Source organism: Bacillus sp. FSL K6-0073 (assembly GCF_038006085.1).
GTDB classification, from domain to species: Bacteria; Bacillota; Bacilli; order Bacillales; family Bacillaceae_G; genus Bacillus_A; species Bacillus_A cereus.
In genome coordinates this window covers 5066700-5087304 of sequence record NZ_JBBOUN010000001.1, presented here as the reverse complement: position 1 = coordinate 5087304, position 20605 = coordinate 5066700, and the positions used below count along the sequence as shown (strand labels likewise).

Genomic DNA, 20605 nt, shown 5'->3' with positions numbered 1-20605 from the left:
GTTTCTTATCTATTAGCGTATGATGAAATATATATGTTTAAAAGGATGTGTAACGAAATGAGATGGATTGTATCACTTCTTGTAAATAGCGTTGTGTTAATCGCTGTATCGGGACTTTTAAAAGGGATTGCACCAGATGCATTTTACGTAGCAAATATACAAACTGCAATTATTGCGAGTATTATATTGGCGGTTTTAAATGTGTTCGTAAAGCCGTTTTTAATTTTAATTACGCTACCAATTACTGTTGTAACTTTCGGCTTCTTCTTAATTGTTATTAATGCGATTACGTTAAAAATAGCAGATTCATTATTAGGAGATGCTTTTAATATATCAGGATTTGGTGTAGCGATTGTTGCAGCAATTTGTATTTCAATTTTTAATATGATAATTGAAAAGGCAATTGTTGAGCCTCTATATGAAAAAAAGAGAAAGTGACAAAAAGAAAAACATTTCATTATTCGTATGAAATGTTTTTTTCTATTTATTAGAAACCGTATTTCTTGTTTCCAGAAAAAAATGGTACAATATCCGATAGAATGGAATTTTACATCAAACGAGACTGAACCCGCAGCGGAGTGGAGGTTTATACATATGCCGAAAGTAAGGACAAAAGATTTAATTGAACAATTTCAATTGGAGTTAATCAGTGGTGAAGAAGGTATTCATCGTCCAATTGATACAAGTGATTTATCACGACCTGGAATTGAAATGGCAGGATTTTTTACATACTATCCAGCAGATCGTGTGCAGCTTCTTGGTAAAACGGAGCTTACTTTCTTTGACACGTTAACGTCAGAGCAAAAACAAGAGAGAATGAAAGCGCTTTGTACTGAGGAGACGCCATGTATTATTGTAACTCGCAATCAAGATGTACCAGATGAGTTATTACAAGCATCACGTGAATCAGGTATGCCTTTATTACGTTCTTCTCAAACGACAACGAGATTATCAAGTCGTTTAACAAACTATTTAGAAGGTAAGTTAGCACCAACAACAGCTGTTCATGGTGTGTTAGTAGATATTTACGGCGTTGGTGTTTTAATTACAGGTCAAAGTGGTGTTGGTAAAAGTGAGACAGCTCTTGAGCTTGTAAAGCGTGGTCACCGTCTTGTTGCGGATGATAGTGTAGAAATTCGTCAAGAAGATGAAGACATGTTAGTCGGAAGTTCACCAGATTTAATTGAGCATTTATTAGAAATTCGTGGTCTAGGCATTATTAACGTTATGACGTTATTCGGTGCAGGGGCAGTGCGAAATTATAAGCGTATTACACTTGTTATTAATCTTGAAATTTGGGATCAAAAGAAAAATTACGATCGCTTAGGTCTTGATGAAGAGAAGATGAAGATTATTGATACAGAACTTACGAAGATTACACTTCCAGTTCGTCCTGGTCGAAACTTGGCTGTTATTATTGAAGTAGCAGCGATGAACTTCCGTTTGAAACGTATGGGAGTCAATGCAGCACAGCAGTTCTCTGAACGATTAATGAGTGCAATTGAGTTAGGAAATCAGGAGTAAACTTTGGAGAGGGAGGTCATATACATATGCTGTTAGCTTCTGTACCACAGCTTGACCGTGTAGCTATCCAACTTGGGCCGTTTCCTGTGTATTGGTACGGGATTATTATCGGTACAGGTGTGCTATTAGGTCTTTGGCTGGCAACTCGCGAGGGAGAAAGGCTAGGTATTCCAAAAGATACATTTGTTGACCTTGTATTAATTGCAGTACCGATCGCTATTCTTTTTGCGAGAATGTACTATGTTATTTTTGAATGGGAATATTACGCACAAAATCCGAGTCAAATTATTAATATTCGTCAAGGTGGTTTGGCGATTCATGGTGGTTTAATCGGAGCTGTTATTACCGGAATTCTTTTTGCGAAGCGACGCGGGGTTTCCTTCTGGAAGTTGGCTGATATTGCTGCACCAAGTATTTTACTAGGACAAGCAATTGGCCGATGGGGAAACTTTATGAACCAAGAGGCGCATGGTGATGAAGTAACGAGACAGTTTTTAGAAGGTCTTCATTTACCAGACTTCATTATTAATCAAATGTATATTGAGGGTGTGTACTATCATCCGACGTTTTTATATGAATCATTATGGAATTTTGCAGGTGTAATTTTACTACTTGCATTAAGAAAAGTGAATTTACGTCGCGGGGAGTTATTCTTCACATATTTAATTTGGTATTCAGTAGGACGCTTCTTCGTAGAAGGCTTACGTACAGATAGTTTAATGCTAGGACCACTTCGTATTGCACAAGTAATGTCAATTGGACTTGTTGTTATTTCTATTATTTTCATTATTGTGAGACGAAAAATGGGGCAAGCTGATAAAAGATATTTAGAAAATTAGAGACAAGTAGCATCTTATTATAAGATGCTGCTTCTTTCATATTCAGGAAGGCGAAAGGACTAAGGCGATGAGAATAAATACCGTGTTATTTGATTTAGATGGAACTTTAATTAATACAAATGAACTTATTATTTCTTCGTTTTTACATACTTTAAATACATATTATCCAAATCAATATAAGCGTGAAGATGTGTTGCCATTTATCGGTCCATCTTTGCATGATACTTTCAGCAAGATTGATGAAAGTAAGGTTGAAGAGATGATTACTAGCTATCGCAAATTTAACCATGATCATCATGATGAATTAGTAGAAGAATATGAAACTGTATATGAAACAGTTCGAGAGTTGAAGAAGCAAGGTTATAAAGTTGGTATTGTTACAACGAAAGCGAGACAAACCGTTGAGATGGGATTACAGTTGTCAAAGCTTGATGAATTTTTTGATGTTGTCGTGACAATTGATGATGTAGAGCATGTGAAACCACATCCGGAGCCACTTCAAAAAGCGCTTGAATTATTAGATGCAAAACCAGAAGAGGCATTGATGGTTGGGGATAATCATCATGATATTGTCGGTGGTCAAAATGCGGGGACGAAAACAGCTGCGGTTTCATGGACGTTGAAAGGTAGAGCGTATTTAGAGGCTTATAAGCCGGACTTTATGCTAGATAAAATGAGTGATTTGCTACCGATTTTGTCTAATATGAACCGTTCATAAAGGTCCAAGTAAGTTAGTAGAGGAGCGAGCTAAGTGCGACGGACAACGCGCTATCCTGTTTCAGGAGAAAATTCGTTATGGAATGTATATAAAACAGTGTCTTTTTGGAAGGTAATGAAAAACTTTATTATTATCCAAATTGCGCGTTACACACCATTTTTATCCGTCAAAAATTGGTTGTACCGCACTTTTTTACGGATGAAAGTAGGAAAGAAAACATCATTTGCGCTTATGGTAATGCCGGATATTATGTTCCCAGAAAAGATAACTGTGGGAGAGAATTCGATTATTGGCTATAACACAACGCTTTTAGCACATGAATATTTAATTCGTGAATATCGACTTGGCGAAATCGTCATTGGAAATGAAGTAATGATTGGAGCGAATGTAACAATATTACCAGGTGTGAAAATTGGAGACGGTGCGACTGTCTCAGCTGGCACACTTGTTCATAGAGATGTACCGAGCGGTGCTTTCGTAGGTGGAAATCCAATGCGTATTATTTATACGAAAGAGCAAATGACCGCAAGAGAAGGTTCATGGTGAAAATGTAACATTTCTCCTCTTTTTTTATGAATAAAAAGGAAATAATTGAGTATAATATACTGTTTTGTTTTTTACGGAATCGTTTATACTTATAGATAGAAGAATGTGTGAACGAAGAAAACAAAAAACTGGAGGATATATGGGGAAAAATCAAAGGATATATAAGGAGAACGGACAAGTTATCTCTTTTAATCAATTAGCGGACTTCTTTTATAAAAAAGGGATGAGAGCTTACAAAGGACAAAAATTGCAAGATGCAATTAAATATTTTCGAAGAGCGGCACAAAGTGAGAAGGAGCCGTTTATTTTATGTCAATTAGCATCAGTATTATCTGAGGCTGGTGAATATCAAGAATCGAATCAAATCTTCTTAAAGTTAGTTAGATCTAATCCAGAACTTGAACAGTGCTATTATTTTATTGCAAATAATTATGCATATATGGGGTTATTTCAACAGGCGAAGAAATATGCAGATCGTTATTTAGAAGTTGCAAAAGAGAAGGAATTCGTAGAAGATACATTAGAACTTCTTGAGATTATGGAAGAAGAAGCAATGGGTGCGGAAGAGATTGAAGATGAAGATGATTTAATTGTTATGCAGGAAGAAGCGAATCGCTATATTCGTAATGGACAATTGGAAGAAGCAATTGCTACATTAGAAATTGTTACGAAAGATTATCCGGAATTTTGGTCAGGTCATAATAATTTAGCCATTGCACATTTTCAATCTGGTAATGTAGACAAAGCACTGAAGTTAACAGAAATGATTTTAGAGAAAAACCCTGGTAATATACATGCGCTTTGTAATACGCTTATTTTTCTATATTCAATTGGAGAGCATAAACAAGTAGAGGCATTAGCGGGACAGCTAGTTTCGGTATATCCGATTTCATTTGAACATCGTTTGAAACTGGGAACTACACTCGCAACAATTGGTTATTTCGAGCATGCATATAAGTGGTTCAAACTATTAAAGCGTCAAGGATATGAGGGAGACGTTAGTTTTTATTATTGGTTTGCATATTCTGCGTATATGGTGAAAGATCAGCAACTAGCTGAAAAAATGTGGCAATATGTCGTGGAATTACATCCTGATAAAAAGGGAAAAGAACCGTGGAATGCGCTGAATTTAGCAGATGAAGGACAAAACGTGTTATTTGAAGAATTACGAAAATCATTTCAGCAAAGTGCGACGCTAGAAGAACAAATGCTAGCTTTATATTTAATGAATGAATTGTCAACGCCGGAGAAGGTTGGATTCTTCTTTGATATAACGCAAGCGAAGAATGGTGTTCCCATCGTATCGCAACTTGCAAAGTACTTCTTTTTACTTAATAGTCATAAGAGTATTCCAGCTGATTTACAGCAATTTGAGCAGTGCGCGAGAATTGCGGATGCATTATATAATTATACGAAAAAAGATGATGAATTAATTGAAGAGTGTTTACACTTTTGGTTTTGTACGTTCATACGTTTATATACATCTGGAGACATATTTACAAATGTGTACGGCTGGTCAGCTGCGATTGAATACATTGTACGCGGCGAACAAGGAAATAAAATGACACAGTCGGAGCTTGGAGATGTATATAATGTATCTGTAGCGACTGTCCGAAAGTATGTGCAAGCTGTTAAGCGTACGCACACATAAGATAAGCAAATCATTGGGAAAAAAATGATGCTAACAGTATAATGAGGGTAACTTAATTGTGTAGGAATGGATAGGAGTGAATAGTGTGTCAGAAGAAAAAATTTATGATGTCGTTATTATTGGTGCAGGACCAGCTGGTATGACAGCTGCAGTATATACATCTCGTGCAAATTTAAGCACATTAATGCTTGAGCGTGGTATTCCAGGTGGCCAAATGGCAAACACGGAAGATGTAGAAAACTACCCAGGTTATGAGTCTATTTTAGGGCCAGATTTATCAAATAAAATGTTTGAGCATGCGAAGAAATTTGGTGCTGAATATGCATACGGTGATGTGAAAGAAGTCATCGATGGTAAAGAATACAAAACAATTATTGCTGGTAAAAAAGAATATAAAGCACGTGCAATTATCGTTGCAAGCGGTGCAGAGTATAAAAAAATTGGTGTACCGGGTGAAACAGAACTTGGCGGCCGCGGTGTATCATATTGTGCAGTATGTGACGGAGCATTCTTTAAAGGAAAAGAGCTTATCGTAATTGGTGGCGGAGATTCTGCTGTTGAAGAGGGTGTGTTCTTAACACGCTTCGCATCAAAAGTAACGATCGTTCACCGTCGTGACACGCTTCGTGCACAGAAAATTTTACAAGACCGTGCTTTCCAAAACGAAAAAGTAGATTTCATTTGGAATCACACTATAAAAGAAATCAACGAAGCAAGTGGTAAAGTAGGAAGTGTAACACTTGTGGATGTAAATAGTGGAGAAGAGAAAGAAGTCAAAACTGACGGCGTATTCGTATACATCGGTATGTTACCTTTATCAAAACCATTTGTTGAACTAGGTATTACAAATGAAAATGGTTACCTTGAAACGAACGAGCGTATGGAAACGAAAATCCCTGGTATTTTCGCAGCTGGTGATGTTCGTGAAAAAATGCTTCGTCAAATTGTAACTGCAACAGGTGACGGTAGTATTGCAGCGCAAAGTGCACAACATTACGTAGAAGAATTATTAGAGGAATTAAAAACTGTATCAGAAAAATAAGGGATAATATACCTTGTGAGAAGAAAGCTACCGACAGGAGCTTTCTTCTTTTTTTATGTGAAAATGTCAAAGTTTTGTCAAAAAATATAAGGATTATAAGCTTTCTTATTGATATACTGGACTTTACGGAAAAAATCACTATAAGAAATGAGGAATTTATTCAGTATGGAATGGCGTAATATATATCGTGGATTTTGTATGGGCGTTAGTGATTTAATTCCTGGTGTGAGCGGCGGTACAATCGCTGTTGTGTTAGGGATTTATGAACAATTGCTTGCGGCAATTAGTGGATTCTTTAGTCGTGAATGGAAAAAACATTTAGGATTTTTAATTCCCCTTGCAGCTGGTGTGGCAGCGGCATTTTTAACGTTAAGTCACGTTATTAAATATTTACTTGCAAATCATTATGAACCGACTCAATTTTTCTTCCTCGGTTTAATTATTAGTATATTACCGATGTTAATGAGGGAAGCTGATGCAAAGTCGTCGTTTAAAGGTAAGCACATCGTTTTATTAATAGTTGCAGCAATTCTTGTTGCGATTACAGCTTTCTTTAAACCAGATAAGGCAGCAGATCCAATTACGACGTTAACAATTTTAAATGCAATTGGTTTATTTTTCGCAGGATGGATGGCTAGTATGGCCATGCTGCTTCCTGGAATCAGTGGATCGTTTATTTTATTAATTATTGGTGTGTATCCAACAGCAATTAACGCTTTAACTACACTTAACTTACCTTTAATCGTGGTTATCGGTGCTGGTGTTATGGTTGGATTTGTTGTAAGCAGTAAAGGCATTAGTTTTTTATTAGATCGTTATAAAAGTATGACATTTGCGGCAATTATTGGACTTGTAATCGGTTCGATTGTAATTGTATTCCCTGGGATTCCGACTGGTGGATTTTCAATTATAAGTTCAATTCTTACCTTTGTTTTAGGATTTGCGATTGTTACTTATTTCGGTAAGAAATAAGTACTTTAATCCCCTTGGCGATAAAAAGCGTTAAGGGGATTTTTTCATGCTATTCATTAAAAGTCTAAGCTTGTTATAGAAAGCTTTTTTAAAATTGCTGAGTAGCATATGCTTAGCGAAAGAGGACTGGCTCCTTCGTTGTAGCAAACTGTTTTTGATAGTATAATGAAAGAAGTATGCAGTGAGGAATTTTACTGCAAGTAGCTGAGGTGAAGAAACATGCAAAGAGTGACAAACTGTGTGTTAATTAGAGATAATGAAGTACTCTTACTCCAAAAACCTCGCCGGAATTGGTGGGTTGCACCAGGCGGGAAAATGGAGCGTGGGGAGACTGTAAGAGATTCCGTTGTTCGCGAGTATCGTGAAGAAACAGGTATTTATTTGAAAAATCCAGCGTTAAAGGGGGTCTTCACCTTTGTCATCCAAGAAGGTGATAAAGTTGTTTCTGAATGGATGATGTTCTCCTTTTTAGCGACAGATTTTGCAGGAGAAAACAAACTAGAGAGCGAAGAAGGCATCATTGGTTGGCATACATTTGATAAAATTGATGATTTAGCAATGGCGCCAGGAGATTATCACATTATTGATTATTTAATTAAAGGAAATGGCATAATCTACGGTACATTTGTATATACCCCAGATTTTGAGTTGCTTTCATATCGATTAGATCCGAGTTAAACCGTCAAGGAGAGGATACGATGACAGAGAATAATGATATAAAAATGGTAATTATTACAGGGATGTCTGGAGCTGGAAAAACAGTAGCTTTACAAAGTTTTGAAGATTTAGGATATTTTTGTGTAGATAATTTACCACCGATGTTATTGCCAAAGTTTATTGAGCTTATGGCGGATTCAAAAGGGAAAATGAATAAAGTGGCACTTGGTATTGATTTACGTGGCCGCGAGTTTTTCGAACATTTATGGGGAGCACTTGATGATTTATCAGAACGTACATGGATTATTCCTCATATTTTATTTTTAGATGCGAAAGATAGTACGCTTGTAACTCGTTATAAAGAAACGAGACGTTCGCATCCACTTGCACCAACTGGTTTGCCGTTAAAGGGAATCGAAGCAGAGCGCAATTTATTAACAGATATGAAAGCACGAGCGAATATTGTGCTTGATACATCGGATTTAAAACCAAAAGAATTACGTGAAAAAATTGTTCACTTGTTCTCAACAGAAACTGAGCAAGCATTTCGTGTAAATGTTATGTCATTTGGATTTAAGTACGGTATTCCAATTGATGCAGATTTAGTATTTGATGTTCGTTTTTTACCAAATCCATATTACATTCCACACATGAAGCCATTAACAGGACTAGATGAAGAAGTTTCTTCGTATGTACTGAAATTTAATGAGACACATAAGTTTTTAGAGAAGTTGACGGATCTGATTACTTTCATGCTGCCTCATTATAAAAGAGAAGGCAAAAGTCAACTTGTAATTGCAATTGGATGTACAGGTGGACAGCATCGTTCTGTTACGCTTACAGAATACCTTGGGAAACATTTGAAACCAGAGTATAGTGTTCATGTATCTCATCGTGATGTGGAGAAGAGAAAGGGCCATTAAGGGATGAAAAAAGAGAGAAAGCCTAAAATTGTCATCATGGGAGGCGGAACTGGACTCTCTGTTTTATTAAGAGGATTAAAGCAATATCCTGTTGATATTACAGCAGTTGTTACAATCGCTGATGATGGTGGTAGTTCGGGTAGATTACGTGATGAGCTAGAAATTCCACCTCCAGGTGACATCCGTAACGTACTTGTTGCGTTATCGGATGTAGAGCCACTGGTGGAAGCTTTATTTCAGCACCGTTTCACAACAGGAGACGGACTGAAAGGTCATGCGTTAGGAAATCTATTATTGGCAGGTATGACCTCGATTACAGGAGACTTTTTCCATGCAATTACAGAAACAAGTAAAGTATTAAATGTCAGAGGACGTGTATTACCAGCAGCGAATCAAAGTGCGGTACTTCATGCGGAACTTGAAGATGGGGAAATTGTAACAGGTGAATCAAAGATTCCTTATTACGGAAAGAAGATTAATCGTGTCTTTTTAACTCCAGAAGATGTAGAGCCATTGCATGAAACGTTGGCTGAGATTAAACGAGCTGATTTACTTGTTTTCGGTCCTGGCAGTTTGTATACGAGTATATTGCCCAATTTAGTTGTTAACAAAATTGGAGACGCTGTTCTTGCTGCAAAGGCGAAGAAGGTATATGTATGTAACGTTATGACACAAGCGGGTGAAACGATGGGATATACTGCTTTTGATCATGTGCAGGCGTTACACGATCATTTAGGGCAACCATTTATCAATACTGCAATTGTAAATAACCGTGAGATTCCTTGTGAATTACGTAAGTTATATGATGAAGAAATGTCTACACCAGTTGTAGTGGATGAAGAACGTTTTGTTGAAAATAATATTGATGTTATTCAAGAGGGATTAGCGAAGTATGATGATCATGTTGTAAGGCATGATACGTTAAAGTTAGCTTCCATTTTATATTCATTGTTATAAATATGCGTTGCCTCGTTTGAGGTAGCGCTCCTCATTCATATAGGACAAGAATTTTGTTCCATAATAATCGTATAAGGAGGTGTTGACTGTGTCATTTGCATCAGAAACAAAGAAAGAGTTGACGAATCTTGAGATGAAGGAATGCTGTGAGAAAGCAGAATTATCAGCGTTACTTCGAATGAACGGGTCGCTTTCTTTTTCAAACCGTCGTCTATCTATCGATATTCAAACGGAAAATGCGGCAATTGCAAGAAGGATTTATACGCTTTTGAAAAAAGGATATGACGTGACGGTAGAATTGCTTGTTCGTAAAAAAATGCGCTTGAAGAAAAATAATGTATATATTGTGCGGCTTGTTGAGAAGTCTCGTGAAATATTAGCTGATCTTCATATCGTTCGAGATGACTTTTCATTTATTCGAAATATATCACAAGAACTGATTGAGAAGAAGTGTTGTAAACGATCGTACTTACGCGGCGCATTTTTAGCAGGTGGTTCAGTAAATAACCCAGAAACATCATCTTATCATTTAGAGATCTTTTCGTTATATAAGGAACATAATGATGCTATATGTGAACTGATGAACGGATTTGATTTAAATAGTAAGACGTTGGAAAGAAGAAAAGGGTACATTACGTATTTGAAAGAAGCAGAAAAAATTACAGAGTTTTTAAATATTATAGGTGCTCATAATGCACTTTTAAGATTTGAAGATATTCGAATCGTACGTGATATGCGTAATTCTGTAAATCGTTTAGTGAACTGCGAAACAGCTAATTTAAATAAAACAATTGGTGCAGCACTAAGGCAGATTGAAAATATTCGTTACATTGATGAGACAGTTGGTCTTGATATATTGCCGGATAAACTACAAGAGATTGCACAATTACGAAGAGATTATCAAGATGTAACATTGAAAGAGTTAGGTGAGATGGTATCCGGGGGGAAGATTAGTAAGTCGGGTATTAATCATCGTTTGCGTAAAATCGATGAAATTGCAGAGAAATTACGCGCGGGGGAAACGGTAGCAAAAAAATAAGAGGTTAAAGGGGAAATGGAGCTGTGGTTCAAAAACGAGTTCAGGTTTCATTAAAAAACGGTTTACAAGCACGTCCGGCTGCGTTGTTTGTACAAGAGGCAAATCGCTTTCATGCAGATATCTTCATCGAGAAAGATGGAAAGACAGTAAATGCAAAGAGCATAATGGGGATTATGAGCTTAGCAATTGGAACTGGAAGCATGATAACAATTACAACAGAAGGTTCAGATGCAGAAGAGGCTTTAGAAGCATTAGCTGCATATGTACAATAAAAAGCTATCGCGTATATGCGATAGCTTTTTTGTTTTGTTGTCTGTGCGAATTAGCGGGGAGGGGTATTTAAGGGGGATGTGCTTGTCGAGGATTGTCGGTAAGTCGATAAGTGGTGTCGAAACGTCGATATATTAAAATAATCGCCGATATAATCGGAGTTACGGTCGATATATTTGAAAAATCGCTGATATATTTAGGTGAATACCAGGGTGGGTATCCAGACGGAGGTGCATGATAATAAAAAAGCGCCCTGTAATAGGGCGCTTTTTTATGTATCTAGCTCCATCGGCTAGCTCTTCGTGTCTAAGAACCTTCCGCATAAGAAGGCAAAAAGCGCCTTTTATGCGAAAGAACCTTAGCCAGTCAGAGCTGGACGAGCCGCTTCCGCTTTTAGTTATATCCAGCTCCATCGGCTAGAATCTCCGGTTGTTTCGCCCCTTCATTCGAGGCAAAAAGCGCCTCGGAATCAGGTGCTCCATCGCCCTTTGATTCTAAACGAGCCGCTTTCGCTTTTAAGTATTAACGATTTGTAAAGATTTTATCGATTAAACCGTATTCTAAAGCTTTTTCTGCTGTCATGAAGTTGTCGCGGTCTGTGTCGCGTTGTAGTACTTCAAGTGGTTGACCAGTGCGGTCAGCAAGAATTTGGTTTAGTTTTTCACGTAAGAATAGGATACGTTTTGCAGCGATTTCGATTTCAGTTGCTTGACCTTGTGCTCCACCAAGTGGTTGGTGAATCATTACTTCACTGTTTGGAAGTGCATAACGTTTTCCTTTTTCACCTGCTGCAAGTAAGAATGCACCCATAGATGCTGCCATACCGATACAGATTGTTGATACTTGTGGTTTAATAAACTGCATTGTATCATAGATTGCCATACCCGCTGTGATAGAACCACCAGGGCTGTTGATGTAGATGTGAATATCTTTTTCTGGATCTTGAGATTCCAAGAATAAAAGCTGGGAAACGATTGAGTTAGCTACGTTGTCATCAATTGCACTACCAAGCATAATGATGCGGTCTTTTAATAGTCGAGAGTAAATATCGTAAGCGCGTTCTCCACGATTTGTTTGTTCAATTACTGTAGGAATTAAATTCATCTGTTATTTCCTCCTTATAAAGCTTTCTTAGTCTTATAATACAATTATGGTCAATAAAGGTCAAACGAAACCACTTTAAATCAAAAAAATATGTAGTTGTACCATGAAATATTCGCTATGTTTTCGAAATTCCCTGCTTATGTATCTTCAACATCATAACCGAATTACATAAATTTAAACGTTATGAAAACTGGAGAAAAAAAGAAAAGAACGCCTTTTAACTGAAGCGTTCTTTCGATAATTAGTCTTTTAAAAGATAGGTTACTTTATTTAAAATCTTTTCGATTTGTTTCGCGTTTTTACTATACATTTCACTTGCTGATTTCGACTTTGTTTCTAAGGAAAATAGTTCAAGATCAGCATGACATTTTTTTAAAGATGCTAATAATAAAGGTTTGTTTTGAGGAGAAGGCATTTGGAGTTTGTCATTGTAAATGTCGATAGTAAGTTGTCCGTATGAATCCACTTGACCGAGGAAGACATTTTCAATAACAACACCGAGTTTTTCTAATTCTGAATGTAGCCAAGCGCGGTTATGTCCGCTTGCTGAAAGAGGTTCATCTAGTACATTTCCATCCATAATAACAGTTTGTGGTTCTTTCTCGTTTGGTACTTTTAAACCGATGTCTTTTGCTGTAAGTGGCTGGGAATCTTTCTTTAATAATACATTTAATTCTCCGCTCGGTTCTAAGACAGCAAATTCGACTTCAGCTACGCTGAACGCACTTTTTCCACGGAGAAGTTCCAGTAATTCGTCACTCGTATATTTTTCTTTCTTTAAGTTATCTTCGAGTATCTTTCCGTCTTTTATTAATACGGTAGATTTCCCTTCAAAGAAGTCCCGAGCTGTTTTGTTCTTTAAAGAGAGGATTCCTGTTAAAAAAGGTACCACAGCGAAAATGAGTATCGCAAAGACGCCGTGAAAAAATTTTGAATCGAGCCCTGTAGATACTTGGGCAGCGATGTCACCAATCGTCATTCCGGCTATGTATTCAAAAAAGGAAAGCTGAGAGATTTGTCTTTTGCCTAACCATTTCGTAATAGCGAATAAAATAATTAATATGAATACAGAGCGAAGAATGACAAGTGTCCATTCCGGCAGGTGAGACATAGTCGTTTCCTCCAGTCTACTTAAAACCCTTTATATTGAGGTTCTTCACGTTCTAATACTGAAATTCTATCCTTTAAATCAGCGATGACGCTGTCCATTTCTAACATACATTCATGAAATACGCGTTTTGATTCTTCGTCTTGTGAATTTAATGAAAGGGAGCTTAAACTTGCTTGAGCGCCCCTTACACTAGCAAGGCAAGTTTTTACGCTAGCGATAACAGTCATATAAACACCTCTTATCCTTTCGGTTTGAATAACAATGCTCCAATGAAGCCGAAAATAATAGCCGCTGATACACCGGCGCTCGTTACTTTAAACATGCCGGTAATAACGCCAACGATGCCATGTTTTGCAGCTTCTTCCATTGCGCCATGAACGAGGGCATTACCAAAGCTTGTAATAGGTACAGTTGCCCCGGCTCCAGCGAAATCAATTAATGGCTCATACAAATTAAATCCATCTAATATAGCTCCAGCAACAACGAGTGTTGCCATTGTATGAGCAGGTGTTAGTTTGCCGACATCAAACATAAGTTGGCCGATTACACATATGAGTCCGCCAATGACGAAAGCCCAGAAAAAAATCATTGCGTTGCACCTCCAAATTCAATCGAAACGGCGTGAGCGATACACGGAATCGTTTCTTCTTGTTGGAATGTAAGTGGAGATAGTAAAGCACCTGTCGCAACGACAAGTATTTTTTTGAACTCTCCTCTTTTCATTCGGTTTAATAAATGACCGTATACGACTGTTGCGGAACATCCAGGTCCGCTAGCACCAGCTATGACAGGTTGTCCTTCTCTATAAATGATAATTCCGCAATCTTGAAATTGTTCGCTCGTTACTTTCGTTCCGTGTTTATGTAGTAAGTCATAAGCAATTTCGCGTCCTACATGTCCGAGATCGCCTGTTACGATTAAATCGTAGTAAGAGGCATCAATTTGACGTTCACGTAAATGGGCTTCAATTGTATCAACTGCAGCTGGAGCCATTGCGCCTCCCATATTAAACGGATCCGTTAATCCCATATCAACCACTCGGCCGATTGTTGCAGAGGTTACTCTTGGACCGTGTCCAGTATCGCTTAAAATAGCGGCTCCTGCTCCGGTTACTGTCCACTGTGCAGTAGGCGGCTTTTGTCCACCGTATTCGGTAGGGTAGCGGAACTGTTTTTCTACAGCTGTATTATGGCTTGAAGCTCCAGTTAATAAATATTTTGCACCTTTTGCATTTACGATACTTGCCCCAAGTGCTAAACCTTCCATAGAAGTAGAGCAAGCCCCGAATAATCCGAGATAAGGAGTCCCAAGTGTGCGGCAAGCAAAGCTTGTTGGAGTAATTTGATTAATTAAATCTCCTGCGAGTACGAATTGAATATCATCTTTACGAAGCTCTGCTTTTTCAGTAGCGCGACTACAAGCTTCTTCGAATAAAATCTTATGTGCTTTTTCATAGGAATCTTGTCCGAGCCATAAATCTTCATGAAGGATATCGAAGTCTTCTGGGATGTTCCCCTTTGCTTCAAATGGTCCACCGACAACCCCTGTTGAGATAATGACTGGTTTGTTTTCAAATACCCACGTTCGGTGTCCTTGTAACATTTATAGCCCTCCCCATTGAACGAGAATAGTTTTAATAAGCGCGATGACGAAAGCGGAAAATACACCAAATAAAATAACAGAACCAGCTAGTTTAAACATATTGCCACCAACGCCAAGGACAAATCCTTCCGTTCGATGCTCAATACATGCGGCAATAACAGAGTTACCAAATCCAGTAACAGGTACAGCTGTACCAGCACCGGCAAACTGTCCAAAACGATCGTATATACCAAATCCAGTTAGTAACATGGAGATGAAAATGAGAGTTGCGACTGTTGGATTGCCTGCTGAGCGTTCAGTGAAATCAAAATATGTGATGTAAAAAGTAGAAATGAGTTGTCCGATGAAGCAAATAAAACCACCGACGAAAAAGGCTTTTATACAATTTTTTAAGACAGGTCGTTTCGGTTCGCGTTCTTGTTCGAATTTTTTATACTCCTGTTGTACAGGGGTTAAGTTTTTATCTTTACTAGACATTGCAATCCTTCCTTTTCTTTTAAAAAGCGTTAAGTGTTAGACTCCATTTTTTTACCAATGAATTTTAATTGTTTATTAATTTCATCTTTAGATACTTCTTTTTCCTTAATTTTTCTTTCGAGTTTTTCGAGTAACATAAAGATTTTTTTATCTGTACTGACACGAACATCGAAAGTAGGGTGCTCATCACTTAGTTGCTTTTGAAGTTTGCTGCGCAACGGCTTTAATCCAAACCTTTCGTGATGCTCCGGTGTAACTGCTATGTAGAGATCTAAATTTGAATTCACTGCTGTGCTTTTTATAATTTCATCCATAGCGAGAGCTCTTTTTTTCGCTCCTTGTGATATAGATTGATTAAAGGATTCCGTACTCGTCTTTGTTAACTTTGGACCTTTTTCTTTCTCCGTTCGTTTTGCTTCTTCTTTCACTTTTTTATCTAAAGGACTATTATCACATCCGGTAAAAGAGCTAAATAGAAGTGCAAATAATGCGGTTATGAGGCCGAGTTTTCGCATAATTATCATTCCATTTCTATTGCAATATGTAATGTGATAGAAAAAGGATGACTGCATATCATCCTTTTTCTATTTCACAGCAAGATTGGTTCGTTATTGCTGTGAGTATTGTGGTTCTTCTTGTTGGACTTCTTCAACACGTGGGTTTAAAGAATCGATAATCGTTTGTGTTTGCTGCGCAGCTGTTTGGAAAAGTTGCTTAGCTTGTTGGTTATCCGTATCAAGAGCGAATCCCTCTAAGCTAGCTTGGGCACTTTTTAATCCAGAAACAGTCTGCTTTAATTTTGTAATTACAGTCATTGAATGAAGCCCCCTTTGGAATATCAATTCAAAGATTATAATTTGTGAGTTGGGGAGAATTTATGATTGGAAAATTTAGGGGTGGAATGGATTTTATATGCTCTTAGCTAAGATGCATAAGGTATTACGGGGATATTTTTATTGATTTAGATGGATTTTGTTGCTATTATTATGAGAAGAAAATGAAGTGTTTTCTATAATCATGCGCCCATAGCTCAGTCGGATAGAGCGGTGGTTTCCGGTACCACGTCTGCCGGGGGTTCGAATCCCTCTGGGCGCGTCAAAAAGTCCTAACTTACGTTTTGTAGGTTAGGACTTTTTTTATTTGCCTCTTGTTATATCTAGTAATAAGATTTACTATTAGTACTTGATAATAATTTTTAACTTTATTATTTTCTTTCAATATTATTCAAATTTCGGTTGTAAGTTGTAAATCTCATTAATACATATAAATTAATAATATTTTGGAATGGGTGTCTGCGTGAGGATTCTCCTTTTACCAAACTTATTGTACAATAGAAACAAGGGGGAGATTAGTTTGAAGGCAAGTCTTTTACAAGAACAAAGCTTACGTTTGGCAATGACACAAGAGTTAAGGCAAGCGATTACAATGCTCCAGTATAATGTACAAGAATTATCGGAGTTTTTGTATGAGCAATCGTTAGAGAATCCCCTTATTGAGTTAGGTGGTTTTGAGAGGGAGAAGAAAAAGAGCTCTAACAACAGTAAAAGTACCAGCAAACAAGTCGAGAATCAGATGGAGATCTACAGTGTGGATTCTACAACGATTCAGCAACATTTATTAAATCAAATACAGTATTATAAAATAGATGAAGAAGAGCGAAAAGTAGCTTCTTTCATTATTATGAACATGGATGGAAATGGATATTTACAAGAAACGAATGAAGAGTTAGCAGAGCTCCTTTCTGCACATATTCATGTAGTCGACCGTTCTGTAGAGCTTGTCCAATCACTGGAGCCAGCAGGGGTAGGGGCGCGTAATATTCAGGAATGTTTAACCTTACAATTGAAGCGCTTACAAAGGCGTAATGGATTAGCAGAAGAGGTTGTAGAAGATCATTTCGCTTATTTCGTGAAGAAAGATTGGCGAAAGCTCGTTCAAGTGTTGAAATGTAGTAATGAGGAATTACAGAGTGCGGTAAATTGTATAACGTCATTACAACCAAAACCAGGTCTTGCGTTTTCTTCAGATAAACCACTTTACATTGTACCTGATATGGCGGTGAAAAAAGATGGCGATCGCCTCGTTTTACAAATGAATGAGAGAAATATGCCGAGAATTGAAATTCATTCTGAATATAGTGCGCTTCTTAATAATAGTGAAAGTGAAGTAGCATCTTACGTATCAGAAAAGTATCAGCATGTGCAGTGGATTATGCGCAGTTTGAAGCAGAGAAAACAGACATTGCTGCAAGTAATGACTATTATTATGGAAAAACAACGTGATTTCTTCTGGAAAGGTCCAGAGTATTTAAGACCTCTCGCTTTAAAAGAGGTAGCGGAAGAGTTAAGTGTGCATGAATCGACAATTAGTCGTGCGACGCGAAATAAATATGTGCAAACACCACACGGTTTATTTGAGATGAAATCGTTCTTTAGCAATGCCGTTTCGACGACTGAAGATGAAGCAGTTTCTACAAAACGTGTAAAACAATTTATTCAAACGCTAATTGGGGCAGAGGATAAGAAAAAGCCACTTTCAGATCAAAAGATTTCAAAATTATTAGAAGAAGAGCATGAAATTGTTATTTCTCGAAGAACAGTGGCGAAGTATAGAGAACAAATGCATATCCCAGCTTCGTCATTACGAAAAACGATCGGATAGGTGAAGAAGATGAAAGTTGTACTGTATACTAAAAAAGATTGTGGCCTTTGCGTGAAGGCAAAACAAGTTTTACAGGAAGTACAATGTGAATATTCTTTTCAAATCGAGGAAATAGATATATATGAAGATAATGACCTTTTAGAAAAATATCACTTAATGATTCCGGTTGTAGAAATGGACGGAAAACAAGTAGAATATGGTAACATTCACAAAGGTGTCATAATAAACTATATAAAGAATGCAGTTAAGAGTTGAATAAGTTTCTATCTCCTGTTACAATAATACACGTAGCAGGGATTATTTTTTTAACCTATGTGGGACACAAAATGTCACTACGGGACGTAAAGTGACCACGAGGGAAAATGAACCGATGTAGTGAGGAGAAAAGATATGCGCTCATGGATTCAGAACACAAAAAAATTATTACCTGATCTGCTACCTGTTATGCAAACGAGAATGCAAATTCTTCAATACATTAGGCTCATGCAGCCGATTGGAAGAAGAAACTTATCAGCAAGTCTCGGTATGACAGAACGAGTATTGCGAAGTGAAGTTCAAGTTTTGAAAGAACAAAACTTAGTTCACGTCGCTTCTTCTGGAATGACTTTGACAGAAGAAGGAACAGCTTTAGTTCTTGCTTTGGAAGACTTTATGAAAGAAATTTCCGGGTTAAAGGTTTTAGAAAAGCAACTTAAGGAAACATTAGACTTGGATGAAGTTTTCGTTGTCCCTGGTGATAGTGATGAATCACCTTGGGTCAAACTGGAGATGGGCCGTGCTTGTGTGACTTGTATAAAAGACCGTCTGACAGCGAATAATATCGTTGCTGTGGCTGGAGGAACTACGCTAGCTGCTGCTGCGGACATGATGCAACTTGATTGCAAAGATTTACATATGCTGTTTGTCCCAGCACGTGGTGGAATTGGAGAAGGTGTTGAATTAGAAGCCAATACCATTTGTGCCAAGATGGCGCAAAATACGATGAGTAATTATCGCTTATTGTATGTTCCAGACCATGTTAGTAGCGAAGCATATGCGTCTATTGTGACAGAGCCTTCCGTGAAAGAAGTTCTTGAGTTGATTCGATCTTCCAATATCGTCATTCATGGAATAGGTGATGCGTTAACAATGGCACGTCGCAGAAGTACTTCAGAAGCAGATTGGTTAAAGATTCAGGCAAGCGAAGCAGTTGGCGAAGCTTTCGGTTACTACTTTAATGAAGAAGGAAATGTTGTTCATAAAGTAAGAACAGTTGGTATGCAACTAGAGGACTTACAAAATGTATCTCATGTTGTTGCAGTCGCTGGAGGTTCTTCAAAGGCAAAAGCAATACAGGCTGTAATTAAACAAGGGCACACTTCAATTCTAATTACAGATGAAGGTGCAGCAAAACAGTTAACAAAGGGTTTTACCCTTTAATATAATCCCCCAAGGAGGAAATTCAAATGACTAAAATTGGTATTAATGGATTTGGACGTATCGGACGTAACGTATTCCGCGCAGCTCTTAACAACTCTGAGGTAGAAGTAGTAGCAATCAACGACTTAACAGATGCTAAAACATTAGCTCACCTTTTAAAATATGACACAGTTCACGGAACTTTAAATGCAGAAGTATCTGCTAACGAAAACAGCATCGTTGTTAACGGTAAAGAAATTAAAGTTATCGCTGAGCGTGATCCAGCTCAATTACCATGGAGCGACTACGGAGTAGAAGTAGTAGTAGAATCTACTGGCCGTTTCACTAAAAAATCAGATGCTGAGAAACACTTAGGTGGATCAGTTAAGAAAGTTATCATCTCAGCTCCAGCTTCTGACGAAGATATCACTGTAGTTATGGGTGTTAACCACGAACAATACGATGCAGCTAACCACAACGTAGTATCTAACGCTTCTTGTACTACAAACTGTCTAGCTCCATTCGCTAAAGTATTAAACGAAAAATTCGGCGTAAAACGCGGAATGATGACAACAATTCACTCTTACACTAACGACCAACAAATCTTAGACTTACCACACAAAGATTTACGTCGTGCTCGTGCAGCAGCTGAAAACATGATCCCAACATCTACTGGTGCAGCTAAAGCTGTAGCATTAGTATTACCAGAACTTAAAGGTAAATTAAACGGTGGCGCTGTACGTGTTCCAACTGCTAACGTTTCTCTAGTTGACTTAGTTGTTGAACTTGACAAAGAAGTAACAGTTGAAGAAGTAAATGCAGCATTCAAAGCAGCAGCTGAAGGCGAATTAAAAGGTATCCTTGGATACAGCGAAGAGCCATTAGTATCTATCGACTATAACGGATGTACAGCTTCTTCTACAATCGATGCATTATCTACAATGGTAATGGAAGGTAACATGGTTAAAGTACTTTCTTGGTACGATAACGAAACTGGTTACTCTAACCGCGTAGTAGACCTAGCAGCTTACATGACTTCAAAAGGTCTTTAATTCTTAATTATATAAGTTATCAATGACAAAACGAGGGAGAGGGTTTGTTCCCTCTCTCTCTT

25 protein-coding genes and 1 tRNA gene are annotated in these 20605 nt (G+C 37.6%); 18 read left to right on the top strand and 8 right to left on the bottom strand.

From position 1 onward, the window contains the following. The first annotated feature begins 57 nt into the window (after window positions 1-57). From MHB52_RS26460 to MHB52_RS26400, 13 genes are all read left to right on the top strand, one after another. Window positions 58-438: a phage holin family protein gene (locus MHB52_RS26460; protein WP_001267308.1), complete on the top strand. Its 381-nt coding sequence runs from the start codon at window positions 58-60 to the stop codon at window positions 436-438. Between the two features lie 156 nt (window positions 439-594). After that, on the top strand, window positions 595-1524 hold the full coding sequence (gene hprK / locus MHB52_RS26455; RefSeq protein ID WP_001127250.1) for an HPr(Ser) kinase/phosphatase: 930 nt from the start codon (window positions 595-597) through the stop codon (window positions 1522-1524). 26 nt (window positions 1525-1550) lie between these two features. Then, on the top strand, window positions 1551-2363 hold the full coding sequence (gene lgt / locus MHB52_RS26450) for a prolipoprotein diacylglyceryl transferase (protein ID WP_000922848.1): 813 nt from the start codon (window positions 1551-1553) through the stop codon (window positions 2361-2363). A gap of 67 nt (window positions 2364-2430) precedes the next feature. After that, window positions 2431-3081 (top strand): pyrophosphatase PpaX, encoded by a 651-nt coding sequence (ppaX, locus tag MHB52_RS26445; RefSeq protein WP_002097946.1) that lies wholly within the window; start codon window positions 2431-2433, stop codon window positions 3079-3081. A 33-nt stretch (window positions 3082-3114) separates the two neighbouring features. Continuing rightward, window positions 3115-3627 carry an acyltransferase gene (locus MHB52_RS26440; protein WP_001255070.1) on the top strand — a complete coding sequence of 171 codons (513 nt, stop codon included), beginning with the start codon at window positions 3115-3117 and terminating at the stop codon, window positions 3625-3627. Window positions 3628-3766: 139 nt separating this feature from the next. After that, a complete protein-coding gene (locus tag MHB52_RS26435) occupies window positions 3767-5278 on the top strand; it encodes a tetratricopeptide repeat protein (RefSeq protein ID WP_000517720.1) in 1512 nt (503 codons plus the stop codon). Window positions 5279-5363: 85 nt separating this feature from the next. Further along, the gene (gene trxB, locus MHB52_RS26430; protein ID WP_001288078.1) at window positions 5364-6320 is read left to right on the top strand and encodes a thioredoxin-disulfide reductase; all 957 of its coding nucleotides are present in this window, start codon (window positions 5364-5366) and stop codon (window positions 6318-6320) included. A gap of 165 nt (window positions 6321-6485) precedes the next feature. Beyond that, window positions 6486-7292, top strand: a complete 807-nt coding sequence (locus MHB52_RS26425) for a DUF368 domain-containing protein (RefSeq protein ID WP_000455198.1) — start codon at window positions 6486-6488, stop codon at window positions 7290-7292. A gap of 219 nt (window positions 7293-7511) precedes the next feature. Beyond that, window positions 7512-7970 carry an NUDIX hydrolase gene (locus MHB52_RS26420; protein WP_001190080.1) on the top strand — a complete coding sequence of 153 codons (459 nt, stop codon included), beginning with the start codon at window positions 7512-7514 and terminating at the stop codon, window positions 7968-7970. A 20-nt stretch (window positions 7971-7990) separates the two neighbouring features. Continuing rightward, on the top strand, window positions 7991-8872 hold the full coding sequence (gene rapZ, locus MHB52_RS26415) for an RNase adapter RapZ (protein WP_000138459.1): 882 nt from the start codon (window positions 7991-7993) through the stop codon (window positions 8870-8872). 3 nt (window positions 8873-8875) lie between these two features. After that, window positions 8876-9829: a gluconeogenesis factor YvcK family protein gene (locus MHB52_RS26410; RefSeq protein WP_000712186.1), complete on the top strand. Its 954-nt coding sequence runs from the start codon at window positions 8876-8878 to the stop codon at window positions 9827-9829. Window positions 9830-9917: 88 nt separating this feature from the next. Beyond that, window positions 9918-10868 carry a DNA-binding protein WhiA gene (gene whiA, locus MHB52_RS26405; RefSeq protein ID WP_000006560.1) on the top strand — a complete coding sequence of 317 codons (951 nt, stop codon included), beginning with the start codon at window positions 9918-9920 and terminating at the stop codon, window positions 10866-10868. A 23-nt stretch (window positions 10869-10891) separates the two neighbouring features. Then, window positions 10892-11140, top strand: coding sequence for an HPr family phosphocarrier protein (locus tag MHB52_RS26400; protein WP_000250307.1), 249 nt, complete (start codon window positions 10892-10894; stop codon window positions 11138-11140). Window positions 11141-11660: 520 nt separating this feature from the next. Here the strand turns inward: MHB52_RS26400 and clpP are convergent. The 8 genes from clpP to MHB52_RS26360 form a co-directional block, all read right to left on the bottom strand. After that, the gene (gene clpP / locus MHB52_RS26395; RefSeq protein WP_001049162.1) at window positions 11661-12242 is read right to left on the bottom strand and encodes an ATP-dependent Clp endopeptidase proteolytic subunit ClpP; all 582 of its coding nucleotides are present in this window, start codon (window positions 12240-12242) and stop codon (window positions 11661-11663) included. A 241-nt stretch (window positions 12243-12483) separates the two neighbouring features. Continuing rightward, the gene (locus MHB52_RS26390) at window positions 12484-13353 is read right to left on the bottom strand and encodes a DUF421 domain-containing protein (protein ID WP_000018924.1); all 870 of its coding nucleotides are present in this window, start codon (window positions 13351-13353) and stop codon (window positions 12484-12486) included. A 20-nt stretch (window positions 13354-13373) separates the two neighbouring features. Next, a complete protein-coding gene (locus tag MHB52_RS26385; RefSeq protein ID WP_000215909.1) occupies window positions 13374-13580 on the bottom strand; it encodes a DUF1657 domain-containing protein in 207 nt (68 codons plus the stop codon). A gap of 11 nt (window positions 13581-13591) precedes the next feature. Next, window positions 13592-13942 (bottom strand): stage V sporulation protein AE, encoded by a 351-nt coding sequence (spoVAE, locus tag MHB52_RS26380; RefSeq protein ID WP_000575919.1) that lies wholly within the window; start codon window positions 13940-13942, stop codon window positions 13592-13594. Beyond that, complete coding sequence (gene spoVAD, locus MHB52_RS26375; protein ID WP_000938972.1) at window positions 13939-14955, bottom strand: stage V sporulation protein AD; 1017 nt, start codon at window positions 14953-14955, stop codon at window positions 13939-13941. Before spoVAD ends, spoVAE begins: the two co-directional genes overlap by 4 nt. Next, on the bottom strand, window positions 14956-15432 hold the full coding sequence (gene spoVAC / locus MHB52_RS26370; RefSeq protein ID WP_000095399.1) for a stage V sporulation protein AC: 477 nt from the start codon (window positions 15430-15432) through the stop codon (window positions 14956-14958). Window positions 15433-15461: 29 nt separating this feature from the next. After that, complete coding sequence (locus tag MHB52_RS26365) at window positions 15462-15947, bottom strand: YhcN/YlaJ family sporulation lipoprotein (protein WP_001228546.1); 486 nt, start codon at window positions 15945-15947, stop codon at window positions 15462-15464. A 93-nt stretch (window positions 15948-16040) separates the two neighbouring features. Continuing rightward, window positions 16041-16247, bottom strand: a complete 207-nt coding sequence (locus MHB52_RS26360) for a DUF1657 domain-containing protein (RefSeq protein WP_000216166.1) — start codon at window positions 16245-16247, stop codon at window positions 16041-16043. 204 nt (window positions 16248-16451) lie between these two features. Between MHB52_RS26360 and MHB52_RS26355 the strand changes: the two genes are divergently transcribed. From MHB52_RS26355 to gap, 5 genes are all read left to right on the top strand, one after another. Further along, a tRNA-Arg gene (locus MHB52_RS26355) sits at window positions 16452-16527 on the top strand. Between the two features lie 258 nt (window positions 16528-16785). After that, entirely contained in the window at window positions 16786-18093 is a 1308-nt protein-coding gene (gene rpoN, locus MHB52_RS26350; RefSeq protein WP_000647955.1) for an RNA polymerase factor sigma-54, read from the top strand. A 9-nt stretch (window positions 18094-18102) separates the two neighbouring features. Continuing rightward, window positions 18103-18348 carry a glutaredoxin family protein gene (locus MHB52_RS26345; RefSeq protein ID WP_000869730.1) on the top strand — a complete coding sequence of 82 codons (246 nt, stop codon included), beginning with the start codon at window positions 18103-18105 and terminating at the stop codon, window positions 18346-18348. 135 nt (window positions 18349-18483) lie between these two features. Further along, window positions 18484-19512 (top strand): gapA transcriptional regulator CggR, encoded by a 1029-nt coding sequence (cggR, locus tag MHB52_RS26340; protein WP_001258185.1) that lies wholly within the window; start codon window positions 18484-18486, stop codon window positions 19510-19512. Between the two features lie 26 nt (window positions 19513-19538). Beyond that, the gene (gene gap / locus MHB52_RS26335) at window positions 19539-20543 is read left to right on the top strand and encodes a type I glyceraldehyde-3-phosphate dehydrogenase (RefSeq protein ID WP_000161236.1); all 1005 of its coding nucleotides are present in this window, start codon (window positions 19539-19541) and stop codon (window positions 20541-20543) included. Window positions 20544-20605 lie beyond the last annotated feature (62 nt).